Annotated in this window: 16 protein-coding genes; 11 read left to right on the plus strand and 5 right to left on the minus strand. The window is 71.4% G+C overall.

Annotated features, from left to right (window positions below; genetic code table 11):
- The 7 genes from ACWCQ6_RS08565 to ACWCQ6_RS08595 form a co-directional block, all read left to right on the plus strand.
- The coding region (locus tag ACWCQ6_RS08565; RefSeq protein ID WP_451086813.1) for an LLM class flavin-dependent oxidoreductase at positions 1–439 on the plus strand (439 nt) is incomplete at its 5' end.
- A gap of 200 nt (positions 440–639) precedes the next feature.
- Complete coding sequence (mmuM, locus tag ACWCQ6_RS08570) at positions 640–1,497, plus strand: homocysteine S-methyltransferase (protein WP_451087060.1); 858 nt, start codon at positions 640–642, stop codon at positions 1,495–1,497.
- 214 nt (positions 1,498–1,711) lie between these two features.
- Positions 1,712–3,235 carry a 3' terminal RNA ribose 2'-O-methyltransferase Hen1 gene (locus ACWCQ6_RS08575; protein ID WP_451086815.1) on the plus strand — a complete coding sequence of 508 codons (1,524 nt, stop codon included), beginning with the start codon at positions 1,712–1,714 and terminating at the stop codon, positions 3,233–3,235.
- Entirely contained in the window at positions 3,232–5,805 is a 2,574-nt protein-coding gene (locus tag ACWCQ6_RS08580; protein WP_451086817.1) for a polynucleotide kinase-phosphatase, read from the plus strand. The genes ACWCQ6_RS08575 and ACWCQ6_RS08580 overlap by 4 nt, the downstream gene beginning before the upstream one ends.
- A 112-nt stretch (positions 5,806–5,917) precedes the next feature.
- The gene (locus ACWCQ6_RS08585; protein ID WP_451086819.1) at positions 5,918–7,150 is read left to right on the plus strand and encodes an arginine deiminase; all 1,233 of its coding nucleotides are present in this window, start codon (positions 5,918–5,920) and stop codon (positions 7,148–7,150) included.
- A 112-nt stretch (positions 7,151–7,262) separates the two neighbouring features.
- Positions 7,263–8,279 carry an ornithine carbamoyltransferase gene (gene argF / locus ACWCQ6_RS08590; RefSeq protein WP_451086821.1) on the plus strand — a complete coding sequence of 339 codons (1,017 nt, stop codon included), beginning with the start codon at positions 7,263–7,265 and terminating at the stop codon, positions 8,277–8,279.
- 175 nt (positions 8,280–8,454) lie between these two features.
- A complete protein-coding gene (locus tag ACWCQ6_RS08595) occupies positions 8,455–9,897 on the plus strand; it encodes an amino acid permease (protein ID WP_451086823.1) in 1,443 nt (480 codons plus the stop codon).
- 9 nt (positions 9,898–9,906) lie between these two features.
- On the opposite strand, the gene ACWCQ6_RS08600 is transcribed toward ACWCQ6_RS08595, so the two are convergent.
- Entirely contained in the window at positions 9,907–10,338 is a 432-nt protein-coding gene (locus ACWCQ6_RS08600) for an ATP-binding protein (RefSeq protein ID WP_451086825.1), read from the minus strand.
- A gap of 289 nt (positions 10,339–10,627) precedes the next feature.
- Here ACWCQ6_RS08600 and ACWCQ6_RS08605 point away from each other — a divergent pair, with 289 nt between their 5' ends.
- Together ACWCQ6_RS08605 and ACWCQ6_RS08610 are read left to right on the plus strand one after the other, a co-directional pair.
- Positions 10,628–11,455: an enoyl-CoA hydratase family protein gene (locus ACWCQ6_RS08605; protein ID WP_451086827.1), complete on the plus strand. Its 828-nt coding sequence runs from the start codon at positions 10,628–10,630 to the stop codon at positions 11,453–11,455.
- A 4-nt stretch (positions 11,456–11,459) separates the two neighbouring features.
- Positions 11,460–13,772: a bifunctional salicylyl-CoA 5-hydroxylase/oxidoreductase gene (locus tag ACWCQ6_RS08610; protein WP_451086829.1), complete on the plus strand. Its 2,313-nt coding sequence runs from the start codon at positions 11,460–11,462 to the stop codon at positions 13,770–13,772.
- On the opposite strand, the gene ACWCQ6_RS08615 is transcribed toward ACWCQ6_RS08610, so the two are convergent.
- The 3 genes from ACWCQ6_RS08615 to ACWCQ6_RS08625 all read right to left on the minus strand — a co-directional run bounded on the left by ACWCQ6_RS08615 (position 13,759) and on the right by ACWCQ6_RS08625 (position 16,047).
- Positions 13,759–14,190, minus strand: coding sequence for a hypothetical protein (locus ACWCQ6_RS08615; protein WP_451086831.1), 432 nt, complete (start codon positions 14,188–14,190; stop codon positions 13,759–13,761). The two genes, ACWCQ6_RS08610 and ACWCQ6_RS08615, sit on opposite strands and share 14 nt — an antisense overlap.
- Positions 14,187–14,375 carry a hypothetical protein gene (locus tag ACWCQ6_RS08620; RefSeq protein WP_451086833.1) on the minus strand — a complete coding sequence of 63 codons (189 nt, stop codon included), beginning with the start codon at positions 14,373–14,375 and terminating at the stop codon, positions 14,187–14,189. Before ACWCQ6_RS08620 ends, ACWCQ6_RS08615 begins: the two co-directional genes overlap by 4 nt.
- Before the next feature lie 70 nt (positions 14,376–14,445).
- Positions 14,446–16,047: an AMP-binding protein gene (locus tag ACWCQ6_RS08625; RefSeq protein ID WP_451086835.1), complete on the minus strand. Its 1,602-nt coding sequence runs from the start codon at positions 16,045–16,047 to the stop codon at positions 14,446–14,448.
- A gap of 194 nt (positions 16,048–16,241) precedes the next feature.
- Between ACWCQ6_RS08625 and ACWCQ6_RS08630 the strand changes: the two genes are divergently transcribed.
- Both ACWCQ6_RS08630 and ACWCQ6_RS08635 read left to right on the plus strand, forming a co-directional pair.
- Positions 16,242–17,369, plus strand: a complete 1,128-nt coding sequence (locus ACWCQ6_RS08630; RefSeq protein ID WP_451086837.1) for an acyl-CoA dehydrogenase family protein — start codon at positions 16,242–16,244, stop codon at positions 17,367–17,369.
- On the plus strand, positions 17,366–17,767 hold the full coding sequence (locus ACWCQ6_RS08635; RefSeq protein ID WP_451086839.1) for a RidA family protein: 402 nt from the start codon (positions 17,366–17,368) through the stop codon (positions 17,765–17,767). Before ACWCQ6_RS08630 ends, ACWCQ6_RS08635 begins: the two co-directional genes overlap by 4 nt.
- Before the next feature lie 68 nt (positions 17,768–17,835).
- On the opposite strand, the gene ACWCQ6_RS08640 is transcribed toward ACWCQ6_RS08635, so the two are convergent.
- On the minus strand, positions 17,836–18,969 hold the full coding sequence (locus ACWCQ6_RS08640; RefSeq protein ID WP_451086841.1) for an FAD-dependent monooxygenase: 1,134 nt from the start codon (positions 18,967–18,969) through the stop codon (positions 17,836–17,838).
- Positions 18,970–19,024: the final 55 nt, after the last annotated feature.

A 19,024-nucleotide genomic window follows, 5' to 3' on the forward strand; every position in this document is an offset into this window, starting at 1 on the left:
GCCCAAGCCTGCGCAGTCCAGGGTGCCGGTGCTGATCGGCGGTCACGGTGCGACGCGCACACCGCGGCTGGCAGCCCGCTACGCGAGCGAGTTCAACATCCCCTTCGCGTCGCTGGAGGACAGCGAGAAGCAGTTCGGACGGGTCCGGGAGGCCGCCAAGGCGGCCGGCCGTGCACCGGACGACCTGGTGTACTCCAACGCCCTGGTGGTCTGCGTCGGGAAGAACGACGTGGAGGTGGCGCGCCGCGCCTCCGCCATCGGGCGTGAGGTGACGGAGCTGAAGGCGAACGGGCTGGCGGGTTCGCCCGCCGAGGTGGTCGACAAGATCGGCCGGTACGGCGCGATCGGCTCGTCCCGGATCTACCTCCAGGTCCTGGACCTGGAGGATCTGGACCACCTGGAGCTGATCTCCTCCCAGGTCCAGTCCCAGCTCGGCTGAGGCCCTGAGGCCCTGAGGCCCTGAGGCCCTGAGGCCCGGGGCCCTGAGGCCCGGGGCCCGGGCCCGAGAACAGAAGGACATCAGGACGAAGGGAGTCACCTGTGCACCCCGCCCGGCCGTCCGGCGGCCCGTCGTCCCTCCGCGCGTCCGCCCGGGAACCCGCCAGTGCGCTCGGCAGTGCTCTCACGGCGGGGCCGGTCGTGCTGGACGGGGGCCTGTCCAACCAGCTGGAGGCGCAGGGCTGCGATCTGTCCGACGCCCTGTGGTCGGCCCGACTGCTGACCGACGGGCCCGGACAGATCGAGGCGGCCCACACCGCCTATGTGCGTGCCGGTGCGCAGGTGCTCATCACGGCCGGCTACCAGGCGACCTTCGAGGGGTTCGCGCGGCGGGGGATCGGCCGGGGCGAGGCGGCGGAGCTGTTCGCCCGCAGTGTCCGGCTGGCGCGACGGGCCGCCGGTGCGGTGGAGCGGGAGGTGTGGGTCGCCGCTTCGGTCGGCCCGTACGGGGCGATGCTGGCGGACGGCAGCGAATACCGGGGCCGCTACGGGCTCTCGGTTCAGGAGCTGGAGCGCTTCCACCGGCCCCGGATCGAAGCGCTGGCCGCCGCAGGACCCGATGCGCTGGCGCTGGAGACGGTGCCGGACATCGACGAGGCGGAGGCGTTGTTGCGGGCGGTCGAGGGGGTCGGGCTGCCCGTCTGGCTCTCGTACAGCGTGGCCGGCGGGCTGACCAGGGCCGGCCAGCCGCTGGAGACGGCGTTCGGGCTGGCCTCTGGCCACGACGAGGTGATGGCCGTGGGGGTGAACTGCTGCGATCCGGCGGATGCGGACCGGGCGGTGCGGGTGGCCGCCGAGGTGACCGGGAAGCCGGTCGTCGTGTACCCGAACAGCGGCGAGCGGTGGGACGAGGAGGGCCGGCAATGGGCCGGAGCCCCCACGTTCGACCCGGGCAGGGCAAGGGCCTGGGTGGACGCCGGCGCCCGGCTGATCGGCGGCTGCTGCCGGGTCGGCCCGGACACCGTGGCGGAACTGGCCGGGCTGCTGGTGCCCCGATAGGCAACGTTCGCCCCGTCGCGACGCCCGGCACGCGCTCCCGCCGCACCGCCCGAAAGCCCGAGTGCATCCAGTACGAGGACTTCCGGCCGGCACGCCGAGAGCACGCACCGCGCGCCGCACCTCGACGGGCGAACGTTGCCTGCAGCGGCCTAGGGCCCGCGGACACGTGAAAATACCTGGTGGGGGGAGAGTGGACCGGACCATACTCGGACGTGTGTTCCTGACAATCAGCACGACCGGCAACCCCGAACGCCCGGCGACCGACCTCGGCTACCTGCTGCACAAGCATCCCGAGAAGGCGCAGACGTTCTCCACCTCCCACGGCACCGCGCATGTCTTCTATCCCGAGGCATCCGCCGAGCGCTGCACCGCGGCGCTCCTGCTGGAAGTGGATCCCGTGGCCCTGGTGCGCCGCGGCAAGGGCAAGGGCCGGGGCGGCGCTCCCGACGCGGCGCTCGCACAGTACGTCAACGACCGCCCGTACGCGGCGTCCTCGCTGCTGTCCGTCGCCATGAGCGCGGTCTTCAAGTCCGCGCTGAACGGCGTGTGCCGCGCACGGCCCGAGCGCGCACAGGCAGCGATGCCGCTGCGGATCGAGGTGCCCGCGCTGCCGGCCCGCGGCGGTGCGGAGCTGGTGCGCAAGCTCTTCGGGCCGCTCGGCTGGACGAGCGTGGACGCCGTGGCCGTACCTCTGGACGAGCAGTTCCCGGAGTGGGGGGAATCGCGGTACGTACGGCTGGTGCTCCAAGGCGAGTTGCGGCTGGCGGACGCGTTGCGGCAGCTCTACGTCCTGCTGCCGGTGCTCGACGACGCCAAGCACTACTGGGTCGCACCGGACGAGGTGGACAAGCTGTTGCGGGCGGGTGAGGGCTGGCTCGCCGCCCACCCCGAGCAGAAGCTGATCACCAGCCGTTATCTCTCGCGGCGCTGGGGTCTGACCCGGCAGGCGATGCAGCAGCTCGAACTGGTGCGGCTCGCCGAGTCGGACGACCTCGACGTCGAGAGCATCGACAACGCCGTGGACGAGACCACCGACACCGAGGAGAAGCCGGTCCCGCTCGCCGAGCAGCGGCGTGCCGCGATCCTCGACGCGCTGCGGGCCGCGGGCGCGAGCCGGGTCCTCGACCTGGGCTGCGGGCAGGGCCAGTTGGTGCAGGCCCTGCTCAAGGACGTGGGCTTCACGGAGATCGTCGGCGTCGATGTCTCCGTGCGCGCCCTCACCATCGCGTCACGCCGGCTGAAGCTGGACCGGATGGGGGAGCGGCAGGCCGCCCGGGTCACGCTCCGGCAGGGCTCGCTCACCTACACCGACAAGCTGCTCAAGGGGTACGACGCGGCCGTGCTCAGCGAGGTCGTCGAACACCTCGACCTGCCGAGACTGCCCGCGCTGGAGTACGCCGTGTTCGGGTCGGCCCGCCCCCGGACCGTGCTCGTGACCACGCCGAACGTCGAGTACAACGTCCGTTGGGAAACCCTGCCCGCCGGACATGCGCGCCACGGCGACCACCGGTTCGAATGGACCAGGGCCGAATTCCGCGCCTGGGCCGGGGAAGTGGCGCAGCGGCACGGATACGGAGTCGACTTCGTCCCCGTGGGGCCCGACGACCCGGAGGTGGGGCCGCCCACGCAAATGGCCGTGTTCACGATGACCGCGGCCGACGAGACCGCGAAACCCCACCGGAACGAAACCGCGAAGCAGAACAGCGACCGGACCGAGAAGGAGGCGAATGCCGCATGACCACTACCTCACGCACGCTGCCGGTGACCGACCTCTCCCTCGTGGTCCTCATCGGGGCCAGCGGCTCCGGCAAGTCCACCTTCGCCCGCAAGCACTTCAAGCCCACGGAGATCATCTCCTCGGACTTCTGCCGCGGCCTGGTCGCCGACGACGAGAACGACCAGAGCGCCAGCCGTGACGCCTTCGACGTCCTGCACACCATCGTGGCCAAGCGGCTGGCGGCCGGACGGCTGACCGTCGTGGACGCGACCAGCGTCCAGTCCGAGAGCCGCAAGCAGCTGGTCCAGCTGGCCAGGAGCCACGACGTGCTGCCCATCGCGATCGTCCTCGACCTGCCCGAAGAAGTCTGCGTCGCGCGCAACGCGGCCCGGCCCGACCGCGCCGACATGCCACGCCACGTCATCCAGCGCCACCGTCGCGAACTGCGCCGTTCGCTGCGCGGACTGGAGCGCGAGGGCTTCCGCAAGGTGCACATCCTGCGCACCGAGGAGGAGGCGGCCCACGCCGAAGTGGTGCTGGAGCGCCGCTACAACGACCTGCGCCATCTCACCGGCCCCTTCGACATCATCGGCGACATCCACGGCTGCAGCTCCGAGCTGGAGTCCCTGCTCGGCAAGCTCGGCTATGTCGACGGCGCACACCCCGAAGGGCGTACGGCGGTCTTCGTCGGCGACCTGGTGGACCGCGGCCCCGACAGCCCCGGGGTGCTGCGCCGCGTCATGGCCATGGTGGCGGCGGGCAACGCCCTGTGCGTGCCGGGCAACCACGAGAACAAACTCGGCCGCTACCTCAAGGGCCGCAAGGTCCAGCTCACCCATGGGCTCGCCGAGACCATCGAGCAGCTGGACCGGGAGGACGAGAAGGACCCGGCCTTCCGAGGGCAGGTGCGGGAGTTCATCGACGGCCTCGTCAGCCACTACGTGCTCGACGAGGGCAAGCTCGTCGTCTGCCACGCCGGACTGCCCGAGAAATACCACGGCCGCACCTCCGGACGGGTCCGCTCGCACGCGCTGTACGGGGACACCACCGGCGAGACCGACGAGTTCGGCCTGCCCGTGCGCTACCCGTGGGCGGAGGAGTACCGGGGCCGTGCCGCCGTGGTCTACGGCCACACCCCGGTGCCCAACACCTCCTGGGTCAACAACACCATCTGCCTGGACACCGGAGCCGTGTTCGGCGGGAAGATGACCGCGCTGCGCTGGCCGGAGCGCGAGCTCGTCGACGTACCCGCCGAGCGGGTCTGGTACGAGCCGGCCAAGCCGCTGGCCACCGAGGCACCCGGTGGCCGGGAGGGGCGGCCGCTCGACCTCGCCGATGTGCAGGGCCGCCGGATCGTCGAGACCCGGCACATGGGCCGCGTCGCGGTCCGTGAGGAGAACGCCGCCGCCGCGCTCGAAGTCATGAGCCGGTTCGCCGTCGACCCCCAATTGCTCGGCTACCTCCCGCCGACCATGGCGCCCACCGCCACCTCGCGCGAGGACGGCTATCTGGAGCACCCCGCCGAGGCCTTCGCGCAGTACCGGGCGGACGGTGTCGCCAAGGTCGTGTGCGAGGAGAAGCACATGGGATCGCGTGCGGTGGCCCTGGTCTGCCGGGACGCGGCCGTCACCCGTGAGCGGTTCGGTGCGGGTGGCTCCCCGGGTGCCTCCGGATCCGCCGGTGGCCCGACCGGGGCGCTGTACACCCGTACCGGACGGCCGTTCCTCGACGACGTCGCGCTGACCGAGGTGATTCTCGGCAGGCTGCGCGCCGCCGTCACCGCCGCCGGGCTCTGGGAGGAGTGGGGCACCGACTGGGTGCTGCTCGACGCCGAGCTGATGCCCTGGTCCCTCAAGGCGGGCGGGTTGCTGCGCTCGCAGTACGCCGCGGTCGGTGCCGCGTCCGGCGCCGCCCTGCCGGAGGCCAACGCGGCCCTCGCGGCGGCGGCGGCCCGCGGTGTGGACATCGGCGCTCTCGCCGACCGCCAGCGGGGCCGGGCCGAGGACGCCGCCGCGTTCACCGAGGCGTACCGCCGGTACTGCTGGAGCACCCAGGGTCTGGACGGGGTGCGGTTCGCGCCGTTCCAGGTCCTCGCCGTCCAGGGCCGCTCACTGGCCTGCGTACCGCACGACGAGCAGCTGGCCTGGCTCGACCGGCTGGTCGAGCACGACCCGACGGGGCTCCTCCAGACCACCCGCCGGCTTGTCGTCGACACGGGGGACGAGGCGTCGGTCCGCGCCGGCGTCGACTGGTGGCTGGAGATGACCGGCCGAGGCGGCGAGGGCATGGTCGTCAAGCCGCTCGCCGCACTTGTACGGGACGGCAGGGGCAGGCTGGTCCAGCCGGGCATCAAGGTACGCGGCCGGGAGTATCTCCGGATCATCTACGGACCCGAGTACACCCGCCCGGAGAACCTGGAACGGCTGCGCGACAGATTCCTCGGCCACAAGCGCTCGCTGGCCCTGCGGGAGTACGCGCTGGGGCTCGAAGCGCTGGACCGGCTGGCCGACGGGGAGCCGTTGTGGCGGGTCCACGAGGCGGTGTTCGCGGTGCTGGCCCTGGAGTCGGAGCCGGTCGACCCGAGGCTCTGAGGCCTGCCGCGGAGGGCCGGGGAGTCGCCGGCGGGTTTTCCGGTGCGATGAACGGAGAACCCGCTGGCGATTCGCCGGAGTGAACGGGCCTGCGCACGGTGAGGATGGAGACATGGGATTCCACGTCGACTCCGAGGCCGGGCGGCTGCGCCGCGTCATCCTGCACCGCCCCGATCTGGAACTGAAGCGCCTCACCCCCAGTAACAAGGACGCGCTCCTGTTCGACGATGTGCTCTGGGTGCGCCGGGCCCGCCAGGAGCATGACGGCTTCGCGGACGTGCTGCGCGACCGAGGCGTGGCGGTGCATCTCTTCGGCGACCTGCTCCGTGAGTCGCTGGACATCCCCGTGGCCAGACGGCTCGTCCTGGACCGGGTCTTCGAGGAGAAGGAGTACGGACCGCTCGCCACCGAGCATCTGCGGGCCGCCTTCGAGGAGTTGCCCAGCAGCGAGCTGGCCGACGCGCTCGTCGGCGGAATGACCAAGCGGGAGTTCCTGGCCGGGCACAGTGAGCCGACCTCCGTCCGTTTCCATGTGATGGACCTGGACGACTTCCTGCTCGACCCGCTGCCGAACCACATCTTCACCCGGGACACCTCGGCCTGGATATACGACGGGGTGTCCATCAACGCGATGCGCTGGCCGGCCCGGCAGCGCGAGACCGTCCACTTCGAGGCGATCTACCGCCACCACCCCCTCTTCACCGGCCCCGACGCGGGCGCCTTCCACCACTGGTCCCAGGGGCAGGACGACTACCCGTCCACCATCGAGGGCGGCGACGTACTGGTCATCGGCCGCGGCGCCGTGCTCATCGGGATGAGCGAGCGCACCACCCCGCAGGCGGTGGAGATGCTGGCCCGCGGACTGTTCGACGCCGGTTCGGCCCGCACGATCGTGGCGCTCGACATGCCCAAGCGCCGGGCGTTCATGCACCTCGACACGGTGATGACGATGATCGACGGCGACACCTTCACCAAGTACGCCGGCCTGGGCATGCTCCGCTCGTACACCATCGAGCCCGGCGAAGGACCCAGGGACCTGAAGGTCACCGACCATCCGCCCGAGCACATGCACCGGGCGATCGCACAGGCCCTGGGGCTGGACTCGATCCGGGTCCTCACGGCCACCCAGGACGTGCACGCCGCCGAGCGCGAGCAGTGGGACGACGGCTGCAATGTGCTGGCCGTGGAGCCGGGCGTCGTCGTCGCGTACGAGCGCAACGCCACCACCAACACCTTTCTGCGCAAGGAGGGCATCGAGGTCATCGAGATCCGCGGCAGCGAACTCGGCCGGGGCAGGGGCGGTCCCCGCTGCATGAGCTGTCCGGTGGTGCGCGACCCGGTGTAGAGGCCGCAGGGCTCGGGTCGGGCGAGGAGCGCGCCGTATAGCGATGCACGGTGTCGTATAGACTTCCAGAGTCACTGTATGTGCGACCCTCGCCCGACCCAGGAGCTGTCCCATGGCCATAGACCTCGCAGGCCGCCACTTCCTCAAGGAGCTGGACTTCACGGCCGAGGAGTTCCGCGGCCTGATCGAGCTCGCGGCCGAGCTCAAGGCCGCCAAGAAGTCGGGCATCGAGGCGCAGCGGCTGCGTGGCAAGAACATCGCGCTGATCTTCGAGAAGACCTCGACCCGCACCCGCTGCGCCTTCGAGGTGGCCGCCGCGGACCAGGGTGCGTCCACGACCTATCTGGACCCCTCCGGCTCGCAGATGGGACACAAGGAGTCGGTGAGGGACACGGCCCGGGTCCTCGGCCGGATGTTCGACGGCATCGAGTACCGGGGTGACAGTCAGGCGGCCGTCGAGGAGTTGGCCGCCCACGGAGGCGTTCCGGTCTTCAACGGGCTCACCGACGACTGGCACCCCACCCAGATGCTCGCCGACGTCCTCACCATGACCGAGCACAGCGACAAGCCGCTGGAGCGGATCGCCTTCGCCTACCTCGGCGACGCCCGCTTCAACATGGGCAACTCCTACCTGGTCACCGGTGCCCTGCTCGGCATGGACGTCCGGATCGTCGCGCCGAAGGCGTACTGGCCCGCCGAGGCGATCGTCGCCGAGGCCCGCCGGCTGGCCGGTGCGAGCGGTGCGACCATCACCCTCACCGAGGACATCGCCGACGGCGTCAAGGGCGCCGACTTCGTCGTCACCGACGTCTGGGTCTCCATGGGCGAGCCCAAGGAGGTCTGGGCCGAGCGCATCGAGGCCCTGGCGCCCTACGCCGTGACCATGGACGTGCTCCGCGCCACCGGCAACGCCGACGTGAAGTTCCTGCACTGCCTCCCCGCCTACCACGACCTCGGCACCGCGGTCGGGCGGGAGGTCGAGGCCGCCTACGGGCTGGCGGAGCTGGAAGTCACCGACGAGGTCTTCGAGTCCGCGCACTCGGTCGTCTTCGACGAGGCGGAGAACCGGATGCACACGATCAAGGCCGTTCTGGTGGCGACCCTTGCGCCCCCGGCGGCCAAGGGGTGATCGCTGCATGGCCATGCGCCCGATTGGGTGAATATGCGTGGAGGTGGCTAATATGTTGCCTCCTGGTGGGGTTCGGGCTCGCACGCTCGAACCCCATTTCCGTGTGGCGCCGGAGCCCCCACGGCCCCGGCGCACCTCCCCCCCCACGTGCTCCATCAGAGAAGAGATCGACCCCGTGAGTCCGCTGCGCCCACCGAGCCCCCCGCGCCCGTCCGGGCCGCGCATCAAGAACCCCCACCAGCTGATCGCCGAGTCCGGCGCCGACCTGGAGGGGCACGGCCTCAAGCGCACCATGGGGCTCTTCCAGCTGGTGTGCTTCGGAGTCGGCGCCGTCGTCGGCACCGGAATCTTCGTCGGCCTCTCCGACAGCGTCGCCGAGGCGGGCCCCGCGGTCGTGCTCTCCTTCGTGCTCGCCGCGATCACCTGCATCTTCACCGCGTTCTCCTTCGCCGAGCTGGGCAGCGCCATCCCGGTCTCCGGCAGCTCCTACTCCTTCGCCTACGCGACCTTCGGCGAGCGCGTCGCGTTCCTCGTCGGCTGGTGTCTGCTGCTGGAGTACGGCGTCTCGGTCTCCGCGGTCGCCGTCGGCTGGAGCCAGTACGTCAACGAACTGCTGGACAGCCTGTTCGGCGCGCAGCTGCCGGCCGCCCTCTCGGCGGGTCCCGGCGACGGCGGCGTGATCAATCTGCCCGCCGTCCTGGTCGTCCTGATGGCCGCCACCCTGCTGGTGCGCGGTGTCCGGGAGAGCGCCGGGGCCACCGCCGCGATGGCGGTCCTCAAGATCGCCATCCTGGCCCTGTTCTGCGCCATCGCCTTCACGGCCTTCGAGCACGGCAACCTCACGCCCTTCTTCGCCCATGGCGTGGGCGGGGTCACGGCCGGTGCGTCGCTGGCGTTCTTCTCGTACATCGGCTTCGACGCCATCACCACCACGGGCGAGGAGGTCAGGAACCCGCGGCGGAACATCCCGATCGCGATCATGGTCTGCATCGGCCTGGTCACCCTGCTCTACTGCGCGGTCGCGCTCGCCGCCATCGGCGCGCTGGGGCCGAAGGCCGTGGCCGACCGGCCCGCGGCGCTCTCGATCGTCGTCGACCAGGTCACCGGCTCGACCGTCGGCGGCGGAATCATCGCCTTCGGAGCGGTCGTCGCGATCGCGTCCGTCGTGCTCGCGGTGATGTACGGGCAGACCCGCATCCTGATGTCGATGTCCCGTGACGGACTGATCCCGCGGGTCTTCGAGCGAGTCTCGCCCCGGACGTCGACGCCGGTCGCCAACACCTGGATCGTGGCCGTCGTCTTCGCGGTCCCGGCGGCCTTCTCGTCGCTCGATTTGGTGGTGAACCTGACAACCATCGGCACGCTGGCCACCATGGTCGTGGTGAACCTCGCGGTGATCGTGCTGCGGCGCCGCAACCCGGAGGTGAAGGGGTCGTTCCGGGTGCCGCTCTACCCGCTGAGCCCACTCCTGGGTGTCGGCTTCTGTCTCTATCTGATGTACGGGACGGGCTGGGCGACCTGGGTCCAGTTCGCGGTCTTCCTGGCCGTCGGATCGGCGGTGTACACCTTCTACGGCCGCAGCCGCTCCCGGCTGGCCGGAGCCGACGTGACCCGGTGAGGGCGCGGATCAGCTCTGAGGCGTGAGGGACGGCAGGGTGAACCACACCGCCTTGCCGTGCTCCGTCGTGCGGTGACCGCAGGACGAGCTGAGCGTACGGATCAGCAGCAGACCCCGACCGCGTTCCTGCCAGGGGTCCGGCTCGCTGCCGGGCCGGGGGAAGGAGAGGCCGCCCGGCGGGGCGGGGTCGCGATCGTGGACCTCGACCTGACAACCGGTCGGCAGAAGCTCCACCACCAGCTCGATCGGCTCGTCGCCGCGGGTGTGCTCGACCGCGTTGGCGACCAGCTCCGCGGTGAGGAGCTCGGCGGTGTCGGTGTCGGCCGGTGCGTCGATGTCCGCGAGTACGGTACGGATCAGAGCGCGGGCGATCGGTACGGCCGCCGTCGAATGCGGCAGCGCGATTCGCCAGGAGGCGGGACGGGGGACATCGGGGTGCACGGCATGGTTTCCGTTCCTGGGTGAGGGGGCGGGTGCGGGTTCACGAGGGCGAAGGCTCTCTGGGCTTTCCGGGCTCTTCTGGCTCGCCGGGGCTTTCCGAGGGGCAATACTTCTTAGTTTCAACCTTACGAAGCGCAATGATCTGGGCAAGGGACCGCTGACCGGTATGAAAGGGACGTTGGTCACTGTGTTCTCACACTCCGCTTATTGCGTGCTCATGACGGAAGTCACGTACCAGTGATAAGTTCGGGCGCAGGCAGCAGCCCCACGGTTGAAGGGGAGCCCCTCCATGAGCCCGTTTCCCAGCTCCGCCCCGCACACGGACGACTGGCGCCATCTGCGGCTGACGACGGACGACGGGGTTGCCACCGTCACGCTCGCCCGGCCCGAGAAACTCAACGCGCTCACCTTCGGTGCCTATGCGGACCTGCGCGACCTGCTCGCCGAACTGTCCCGCGAGCGCAGCGTGCGCGCTCTGGTGCTCGCGGGGGAGGGCCGCGGATTCTGCTCCGGCGGCGATGTCGACGACATCATCGGCGCGACACTCGCCATGGACACCGCCCAGCTCCTCGATTTCAATCGCATGACCGGACAGGTGGTGCGGGCCCTACGTGAAACCCCCTTCCCCGTCATCGCCGCCGTACACGGGGTGGCGGCGGGCGCAGGGGCGGTGCTCGCGCTGGCCTCCGACTTCCGGATCGCCGATCCCTCGGCCCGCTTCGCCTTCCTGTTCACCAAGGTCGGCCTCTCCGGCGGCGACATGGGCGCCGCCTACCTGCTGCCACGCGTCGTCGGCCTCGGCCATGCCACCCGGCTGCTGATGCTCGGCGAACCCGTCCGCGCACCGGAAGCGGAACGGATCGGGCTGATCAGCGAGATGACCGACGAGGGCCAGGCGGACGTACGCGCTGCCGCGCTCGCCCGAAGCCTCGCCGACGGACCGGCCCTCGCCCTCGCCCAGACCAAGGCCCTGCTCACCGCCGAACTCGACATGCCACTCGCCGCCGCCGTCGAGATGGACGCCGCCACCCAGGCCCTGCTGATGCACGGCGAGGACTACGCGGAATTCCATGCCGCCTTCACCGAGAAGCGGCCCCCGAAGTGGCAGGGCCGGTAGCGCCATGGCGCCCGAAGCAGCTGCGGCCGGTGCGACCCTGACCGGCGTGAAGCGCATCGCGGTCATCGGCGGCGGGCCTGGCGGGCTCTACGCCGCGGCCCTGCTCAAGCGGCTCGACCCGGACCGCGAGATCACCGTCTGGGAGCGCAACGCCCCCGAGGACACCTTCGGTTTCGGCGTCGTCCTCTCCGACGAGACCCTAGGCGGCATCGAACACGCCGACCCCGTCGTGTACCGGGCCCTCAGGGACGAATTCGTACGGTGGGACGACATCGACATCGTCCACCGGGGCGTCACCCAGACATCCGGCGGCCACGGCTTCGCCGCGCTGGGCAGACGCAGGCTGCTGCGCATCCTGCACGACCGCTGCCGGGCCCTCGGCGTACACCTCCGCTTCCGCACCGGGGCGCCGCCGGCCGCCGAGCTGGCCGCCACCCACGACCTGGTGATCGCCGCCGACGGTGTGCACAGCCTCACCCGCGCCGCCCACGCCGACACCTTCCGACCCCGCCTCACCACCCACCGCTGCCGCTACATCTGGCTCGCCGCCGACTTCGCCCTCGACGCCTTCCGCTTCGAGACCGCCGAGACCGCGTACGGAGTGATGCAGCTCCACGGCTACCCCTTCTCGGCCGACGCCTCCACCGTCATTGTCGAGATGCGTGAGGAGGTCTGGCGGGCCGCCGGCTTCGACAACTGCGCGGTCGAGCACTCGACGCTGCGGTGTGCCAAGATCTTCACCGAGGCGCTCGGCGGCCGGCCGCTGCGCTCCAACAACTCCTCCTGGCTCACCTTCCGCACCGTCGTCAACGCCCACTGGTCGCACGGCAACACGGTCCTCATCGGCGACGCCGCCCACACCGCGCACTTCTCCATCGGCTCCGGCACCAAACTCGCCGTCGAGGACGCCCTCGCCCTCGCCGCCTGCATCGAGGAACAGCCCGACCTGCCGCGCGCCCTGGCCGCGTACGAGGCCGAGCGCCGACCGGTCGTCGAATCGACCCAGCGGGCCGCTGCGGCCAGCCTGCGCTGGTTCGAGGAACTGGGCACCTACGTCGACCAGCCACCCCGGCAGTTCGCCTTCAACCTCCTCACCCGCAGCCGCCGCGTCACCCACGACAATCTGCGGCTGCGCGACGCCTCCTTCACCGCCGCCGTCGAGGAGGAGTTCGGCTGCGCCCCGGGTGTCCCGCCGATGTTCGCCCCGCTGCGGCTGCGCGGCCTCGAACTGCGCAACCGCGTCGTCGTCTCACCCATGGACATGTACTCCGCCGTCGACGGCGTCCCCGGCGACTTCCACCTCGTCCACCTGGGCGCACGCGCGCTCGGCGGCGCCGGTCTCGTCATGACGGAGATGGTGTGCGTCAGCGCCGAGGGCCGTATCACCCCCGGCTGCACCGGCCTCTACACCCCCGAACAGGCCGCCGCCTGGACCAGGATCACCGACTTCGTCCATGCGAGCGCACCGGGTACGGCCATCGGCGTGCAGCTCGGCCACTCCGGGCGCAAGGGCTCCACCAAACTGATGTGGGAAGGCATCGACCAGCCCCTCGACCACGGCAACTGGCCGCTCGCCGCCGCCTCCCCGATCCCGTACGCTCAGGGCGTCAACCAGGTCCCGCACGCCCTGGACCGGGCCGGACTCGACGCCGTGCGCGAACAGTTCGTCTCCGCGGCCCGGCGCGCCGACCGCTGCGGCTTCGACCTGCTCGAACTCCACTGCGCCCACGGCTATCTGCTCTCCGGCTTCCTCTCGCCGCTCACCAATCACCGCACCGACGAGTACGGCGGACCACTGCGCAACCGGCTCCGCTTCCCCCTCGAAGTCTTCGACGCGATCCGTGCCGTCTGGCCCGACGACCGGCCCATGACCGTCCGGATCTCCGCCACGGACTGGGCCGAGGGCGGCACCACCGCCGAGGACTCCGTCGAGATCGCCCGTGCCTTCGTCGCGCACGGGGCCGATGCCATCGACGTCTCCACCGGCCAGGTCGTGCCCGACGAGCGCCCCGAGTACGGCCGCTCGTACCAGACCCCGTACGCGGACCGGATCCGCAACACGCTGTGCGTGCCCGTCATCGCGGTCGGTGCGATCTCCTCCTGGGACGACGTCAACTCCCTGCTGCTCGCGGGCCGGGCCGACCTCTGCGCGCTGGCCCGCCCCCATCTCTACGACCCGCACTGGACCTTGCACGCGGCGGCCGAGCAGGGCTACGACGGGCCGGGCGCGCCCTGGCCGCCGCCGTACCGCGCGGGCAGCCGCACCCCGCCGACCGGCCGCACGGACGCACCCAGGCCCCGGCTCACCCTGGACTGACGGGCAGGCACTCGTGACACCGGCACCCGTCCGGGTGCGGGGCCCCGTGGTGGACGTGCCGCTCCTCGCGGGCGACCCGCTCCAGCAGCGCGGCCGGCTCCGCGGCCTCCTCCCGCGTGCCGAACCCCCGACCGTCGCACCGCTTCAGCACGGCCGGGACATACACCAACTGCGCCCGGAAGGTGTGCAGATGACGGACTCCGGTGTCGATGGTGATCCAGCGACCGGTGTGCCGCCCGTGCCCCACCGTGGTCAGCTGCTGGTGCCCCGTCCCCGGGTAGGTGCCCACGACATACACCCTCGCCCCGCCCCGGTACGCCTTCGTGCCCGGCCGCAGCTCCTGGCCCAGCTCCCCGTACCGCCGCCACAGCACCACGTTCGCGGCGACCGGCCGGACGGGTTCCGGCGGTCCGCTCATTGCTCCGCCGCGCTGATCAGCAGACGGTCCGAGACCGGCCGGTAGCCGAGGCGCCGGTACACGCCGTCGCGCCGGAGCGTCGCGGTGACGGTCAGCACCAGGGTGTTCTCGGCGGGCCGGGCGGCCAGCGAGGCGCCGGCCGCGTCCAGGAAGACATCGACGTCATCGGTGAAGGTCCAGGGCACGGTTCATCCTGCCGGGCGAGCGGGGAGCATGGCACCCGCATTTCCGTTTCAGCCGTCACACAGCTCCGTTTCAGCCGTCCCGCAGCCGGAAGCGCTGGAGCTTGCCGGTGGCGGTGCGGGGGAGGGCGGGCAGGAACTCGATGACGCGCGGGCACTTGTGCGGGGCCAGCTCGTTCTTCACGAACGCACGCAGTTCCTCGGCCGCCGTCGCCGCGCCCTCGCGCAGCACCACGTACGCCACCACGATCTGGCCACGCAACTCGTCCGCCCGGCCCACCACGGCCGCCTCGGCCACCGAGGGGTGGCGCTGCAGGGCGTCCTCCACCTCGGGGCCCGCGATGTTGTAGCCGGAGGAGATGATCATGTCGTCGGCGCGGGCCACGTAGCGGAAGTAGCCGTCCGCTTCGCGCACATAGGTGTCACCGGTGAGGTTCCAGCCGTGTGCCACGTAGTCCCGCTGGCGCCCGTCGGCGAGATAGCGGCAGCCGACCGGACCGCGGACGGCGAGCAGTCCGGGCTCGCCGTCCGGCACCGGCCGGCCGTCGCGGCCCAGCACCCGGGCCTGCCAGCCGGGCACGGGGATCCCGGTGGTGCCGGGGCGGATCGCGTCGTCGGAGGCCGAGATGAAGATGTGCAGCAGCTCGGTGGCGCCGATGCCGTTGATGATGCGCAGCCCCGTCCGCTCGTGCCAGGACCGCCAAATGGCCACCGGAAGGTTCTCCCCGGCCGAGACACAGCGGCGCAGCGTGCTCAGGTCGTGCTCGTCGATGCGGTCGAGCATCACACGGTAGGCCGTCGGCGCGGTGAACAGCACCGAGACCCGATGGGTGGCGAGCGCGGGCAGCAACTGGGCAGGACCGGACTGTTCGAGAAGCAGGGCACTGGCACCGGCCCGCAGCGGGAAGACCACCAGACCGCCGAGCCCGAAGGTGAAGCCGAGCGGCGGACTGCCCGCGAACACATCGTCGGGAGTGGGCCGGAGCACATGGGCCGAGAAGGTGTCGGCGATGGCGAGCACATCCCGGTGGAAGTGCATGCAGCCCTTCGGGTGTCCGGTGGTGCCCGAGGTGAACGCGATCAGCGCGACATCGTCCGCCGCCGTGTCCACGGCGCGGTACGGCCCGGTCCTGGCCTCGGCCAGCCGCAGCAGGTCGTCCGGGGCGTCACCTCCGTACACCGTGATCCGCAGCCCCGGCACCTCGGCCTTCACCAGGTCGTCGGCCGCCCGGACGTCGCACAGCGCGTGACTCACCCGGGCGATGGAGCAGATGGTGGCGAGTTCGGCGGACCGCTGCCGGTCCAGCACCGTGACGGCGATCGCGCCGGCCTTCAGCACCGCGAGCCAGCAGGCGGCCAGCCGGGGGGTGGTGGGGCCGCGCAGCAGGACACGGTTGCCGGGGACGACCCCCAGATCGGAGGTGAGGACATGGGCGATCCGGTCCACTCGCTCCCGCAGCTCCCCGTAGCTCCAGACCCCGCCGTCGGGGGTGCGGAAGGCGGGCCGGTCGGGGCCCACGCGCTCGGCCGTGCGGTCCAGCAGTTCCGCCGCGCAGTTGAGGCGGTCCGGGTAGCGCAGTTCGGGAAGGTCGAAGAGCAGCTCCGGCCACTGGTCCTGGGGTGGCAGGTGCTCCCTGGCGAAAGTGTCGAGGTGCGCTGAGGTCTTCGGGTCCATGACGGATCGCCCCCTTGTCGCCCCTGGAGCGTATCGTTTGGGTGACGGTAGTCAACGGTCCGCGATAAGGCGAGTGGACTGGAATTCGAACGAGCGGGAAGACGAGCACGGGAACGGACAGGACGACAGGCCGGAGCGCCGATGCGAAGAACGGGCACGCGAAACCGAGAAGACGCCACAAGAGAGGTGCCGGTATGACGGCATTCTCGCTCGAACCGGCACAAACCGCCTGGTGTGAAGAGCTGAGGACCCTTGCCGAGCAACGACTGCGCCCCCTCGCGGAGAAAGGTGACCCCGGACATGTCAACCGCCCCCTGATCGCCGCACTCGGCGAATCGGGCCTCCTCGACCGGATGCTGGACTCCGGCGCGCTCGACCTCTGCCTGCTCCGCGAGTCCCTGGCCCGTGGCTGCACCGAGGCCGAGACCGCGCTGGCCCTCCAGGGCCTCGGCACCCACCCGCTGCTCCGGTCGGGCACCCCGGCCCAGCGCGGACGCTGGCTCCCCGAGGTGCGGGCGGGCCGCGCCGTCGCCGCCTTCGCGCTCAGCGAGCCGGGCGCGGGCTCCGACGCGGCGGCCCTCGCCCTGAACGCCGATCACACCTCCGGCGGCTGGCGGCTGACCGGTGAGAAGTGCTGGATCTCCAACGCGCCGGAGGCCGATTTCTACACGGTCTTCGCCCGCACGACCCGGGGCACGGGCTCCCGCGGCGTCACCGCGTTCCTGGTTCCCGCCGACCGACCGGGACTGACCGGCACCGCCCTGGACATGCTCTCGCCGCACTCCATCGGGGCGCTGGACTTCGACGGTGTCCCGGTCACCCCCGACGACATCCTCGGCGAACCGGACCGGGGCTTCCGGGTCGCCATGGACACCCTCAACCTGTTCCGTCCCAGCGTCGGCGCGTTCGCCGTCGGAATGGCCCGCGCGGCCCTCGACGCCACGGTGGAGCACACCGCCCACCGCACCGCGTTCGGCGGCCCGCTGAAGGACCTTCAGGCCGTCTCCCACCAGGTCGCCGAAATGGCGACCCGGACCGAGGCCGCCCGGCTCCTGGTGTACGCGGCCGCCGCCGCGTACGACGCGGGGGAGACCGGCGTGCCGCGCCGGGCCGCCATGGCGAAGCTGTACGCCACCGAGACCGCGCAGTTTGTCGTCGACACGGCCGTCCAACTGCACGGCGCCCGCGCCCTGCGCCGCGGCCACCTCCTGGAACACCTCTACCGGGAGGTCCGCGCGCCACGGATCTACGAGGGCGCCAGCGAGGTCCAGCGCACCATCATCGCCAAGGAGCTGTACGCGAGCCGGGAGGCGTCCGCATGAGTCCGGTCCACCGGATCAACCCCGTCGAGCTGTCCCCGCCGACGGGCTTCTCGCACGCCGTCACCGTGACCGGCGGCCAGCTGGTCTTCCTGGCCGGGCAGACCGCCCTCGACCAGGACGGCAAGGTCGTCGGTGACGATCTGCCCGAGCAGTTCGCGACGGCGCTCACCAATCTGCTCACCGCGCTGGGCGCGGCGGGCGGCGCCCCGGCGGACCTCGCCCGGGTCACCGTGTACGCCACCGACGTGGCCGACTACCGCGAACGGGCCGAGGAACTGGGCCGGATCTGGCGGCTGCTGGCGGGCCGCGACTACCCGGCGATGGCGGTCATCGGGGTGGCCAGGCTCTGGGACGAGCAGGCCCTGGTGGAGATCGACGGGGTGGCCGTACTGCCGTGAACGCACCGTACGGGCCCGGTGATCCGGGCCCGTACGGCCGTCGGCGCGTCAGCGCGCATCGGTGCCGATCAGTACGGCTTCACCAGCACGTGCGCCGCACCCGGAATGCCGACCTTCAGAAGCTCGTCCTCCTCGGGCGTCGTCTCGGTGCCCGTCTCCTGCTTGAGCACCGCACGCGACATGGCCTGCACCCACATGGCCCGGGGGCGGCGGCGCGCCTCCCAGGCGTCGAGGGCCGCGGCCACATCGGCCTCGGCGTCCAGCGAATCGGCGAGCACCAGCGCGTCCTCGACGGCCATCGCCGCGCCCTGCGCGATGTGCGGGGTGGAGGCGTGCGCGGCGTCACCGGCCAGGACGACCCGGCCGACGTGCCACGGCTCCTCGACCGTCACCTGGGAGATCCGCGAGTACACCACCGTGGCCGGGTCGGTGACCGCGGCGAGCGCCTCGGCGACCGGTCCGGAGAACATCGACAGCCGCTCCGTGAGCTGCTCGTGGGCCCGCTCCGGGTCCGGCCGGAACTCCTCGGCCTCCGCGAACACCGCACCCAGGTACATCAGTTCCTCGGTGATCGGGGTGAGCAGCGCCTTGGCGTCCTTGCCCGCGGTGCCCATCACCACGCCCCGCACCAGGGGCTGCCGGGGAACCGTCACCCGCCAGTTGGCGAAGCCGGTGTACTCGGGGGTGTAGCGGTCCCCGTAGAGCCGGGTGCGCAGCGGCGAACCGATGCCGTCGAAGCCGACCACCAGGTCCCAGCGGCCCGAGGAGCCGTCGGACAGGGTGACGTCCACGCCCTGGCCGTCGTCGGCCAGTTCGGTGATGGTGGTGCCGAAGCGGATCTTCGCGCCCGCGCCGACTGCGGCGGAGTTCAGCACCCGGGCCAGGGCGGGGCGCGGGATGCCGTTGTTGGACGGGGCGTCGCCCATCCGGGGCTGGGGTATCTCGGCGAGCGTGTTGCCGGCCGGGTCGGCGATGGTCAGGACCTCCCACTCGAAGCCCGCCTCCAGGCAGTCGTCGAGGACCCCGATCTCCCGCATGACGTGCAGTGCGTTGGACGGCTGGATGATGCCGACGCCGAGCGCGTCCACCTCGTCACGGAGTTCGGCGACCTCCACGGTGTGGCCGCGCCGGGCCAGTGCGGTGGCGAGGGTGAGCCCGCCGATGCCGCCGCCGTGAATCAGGACGCGCAGGGGTGTTGCCATCTCAGGTGTCTCCAGAGCGAGAAGGGTACGGAGAGAGTCGGGGTCTTTCGTCGGG

It is taken from the genome of Streptomyces sp. NPDC001880, assembly GCF_053594575.1.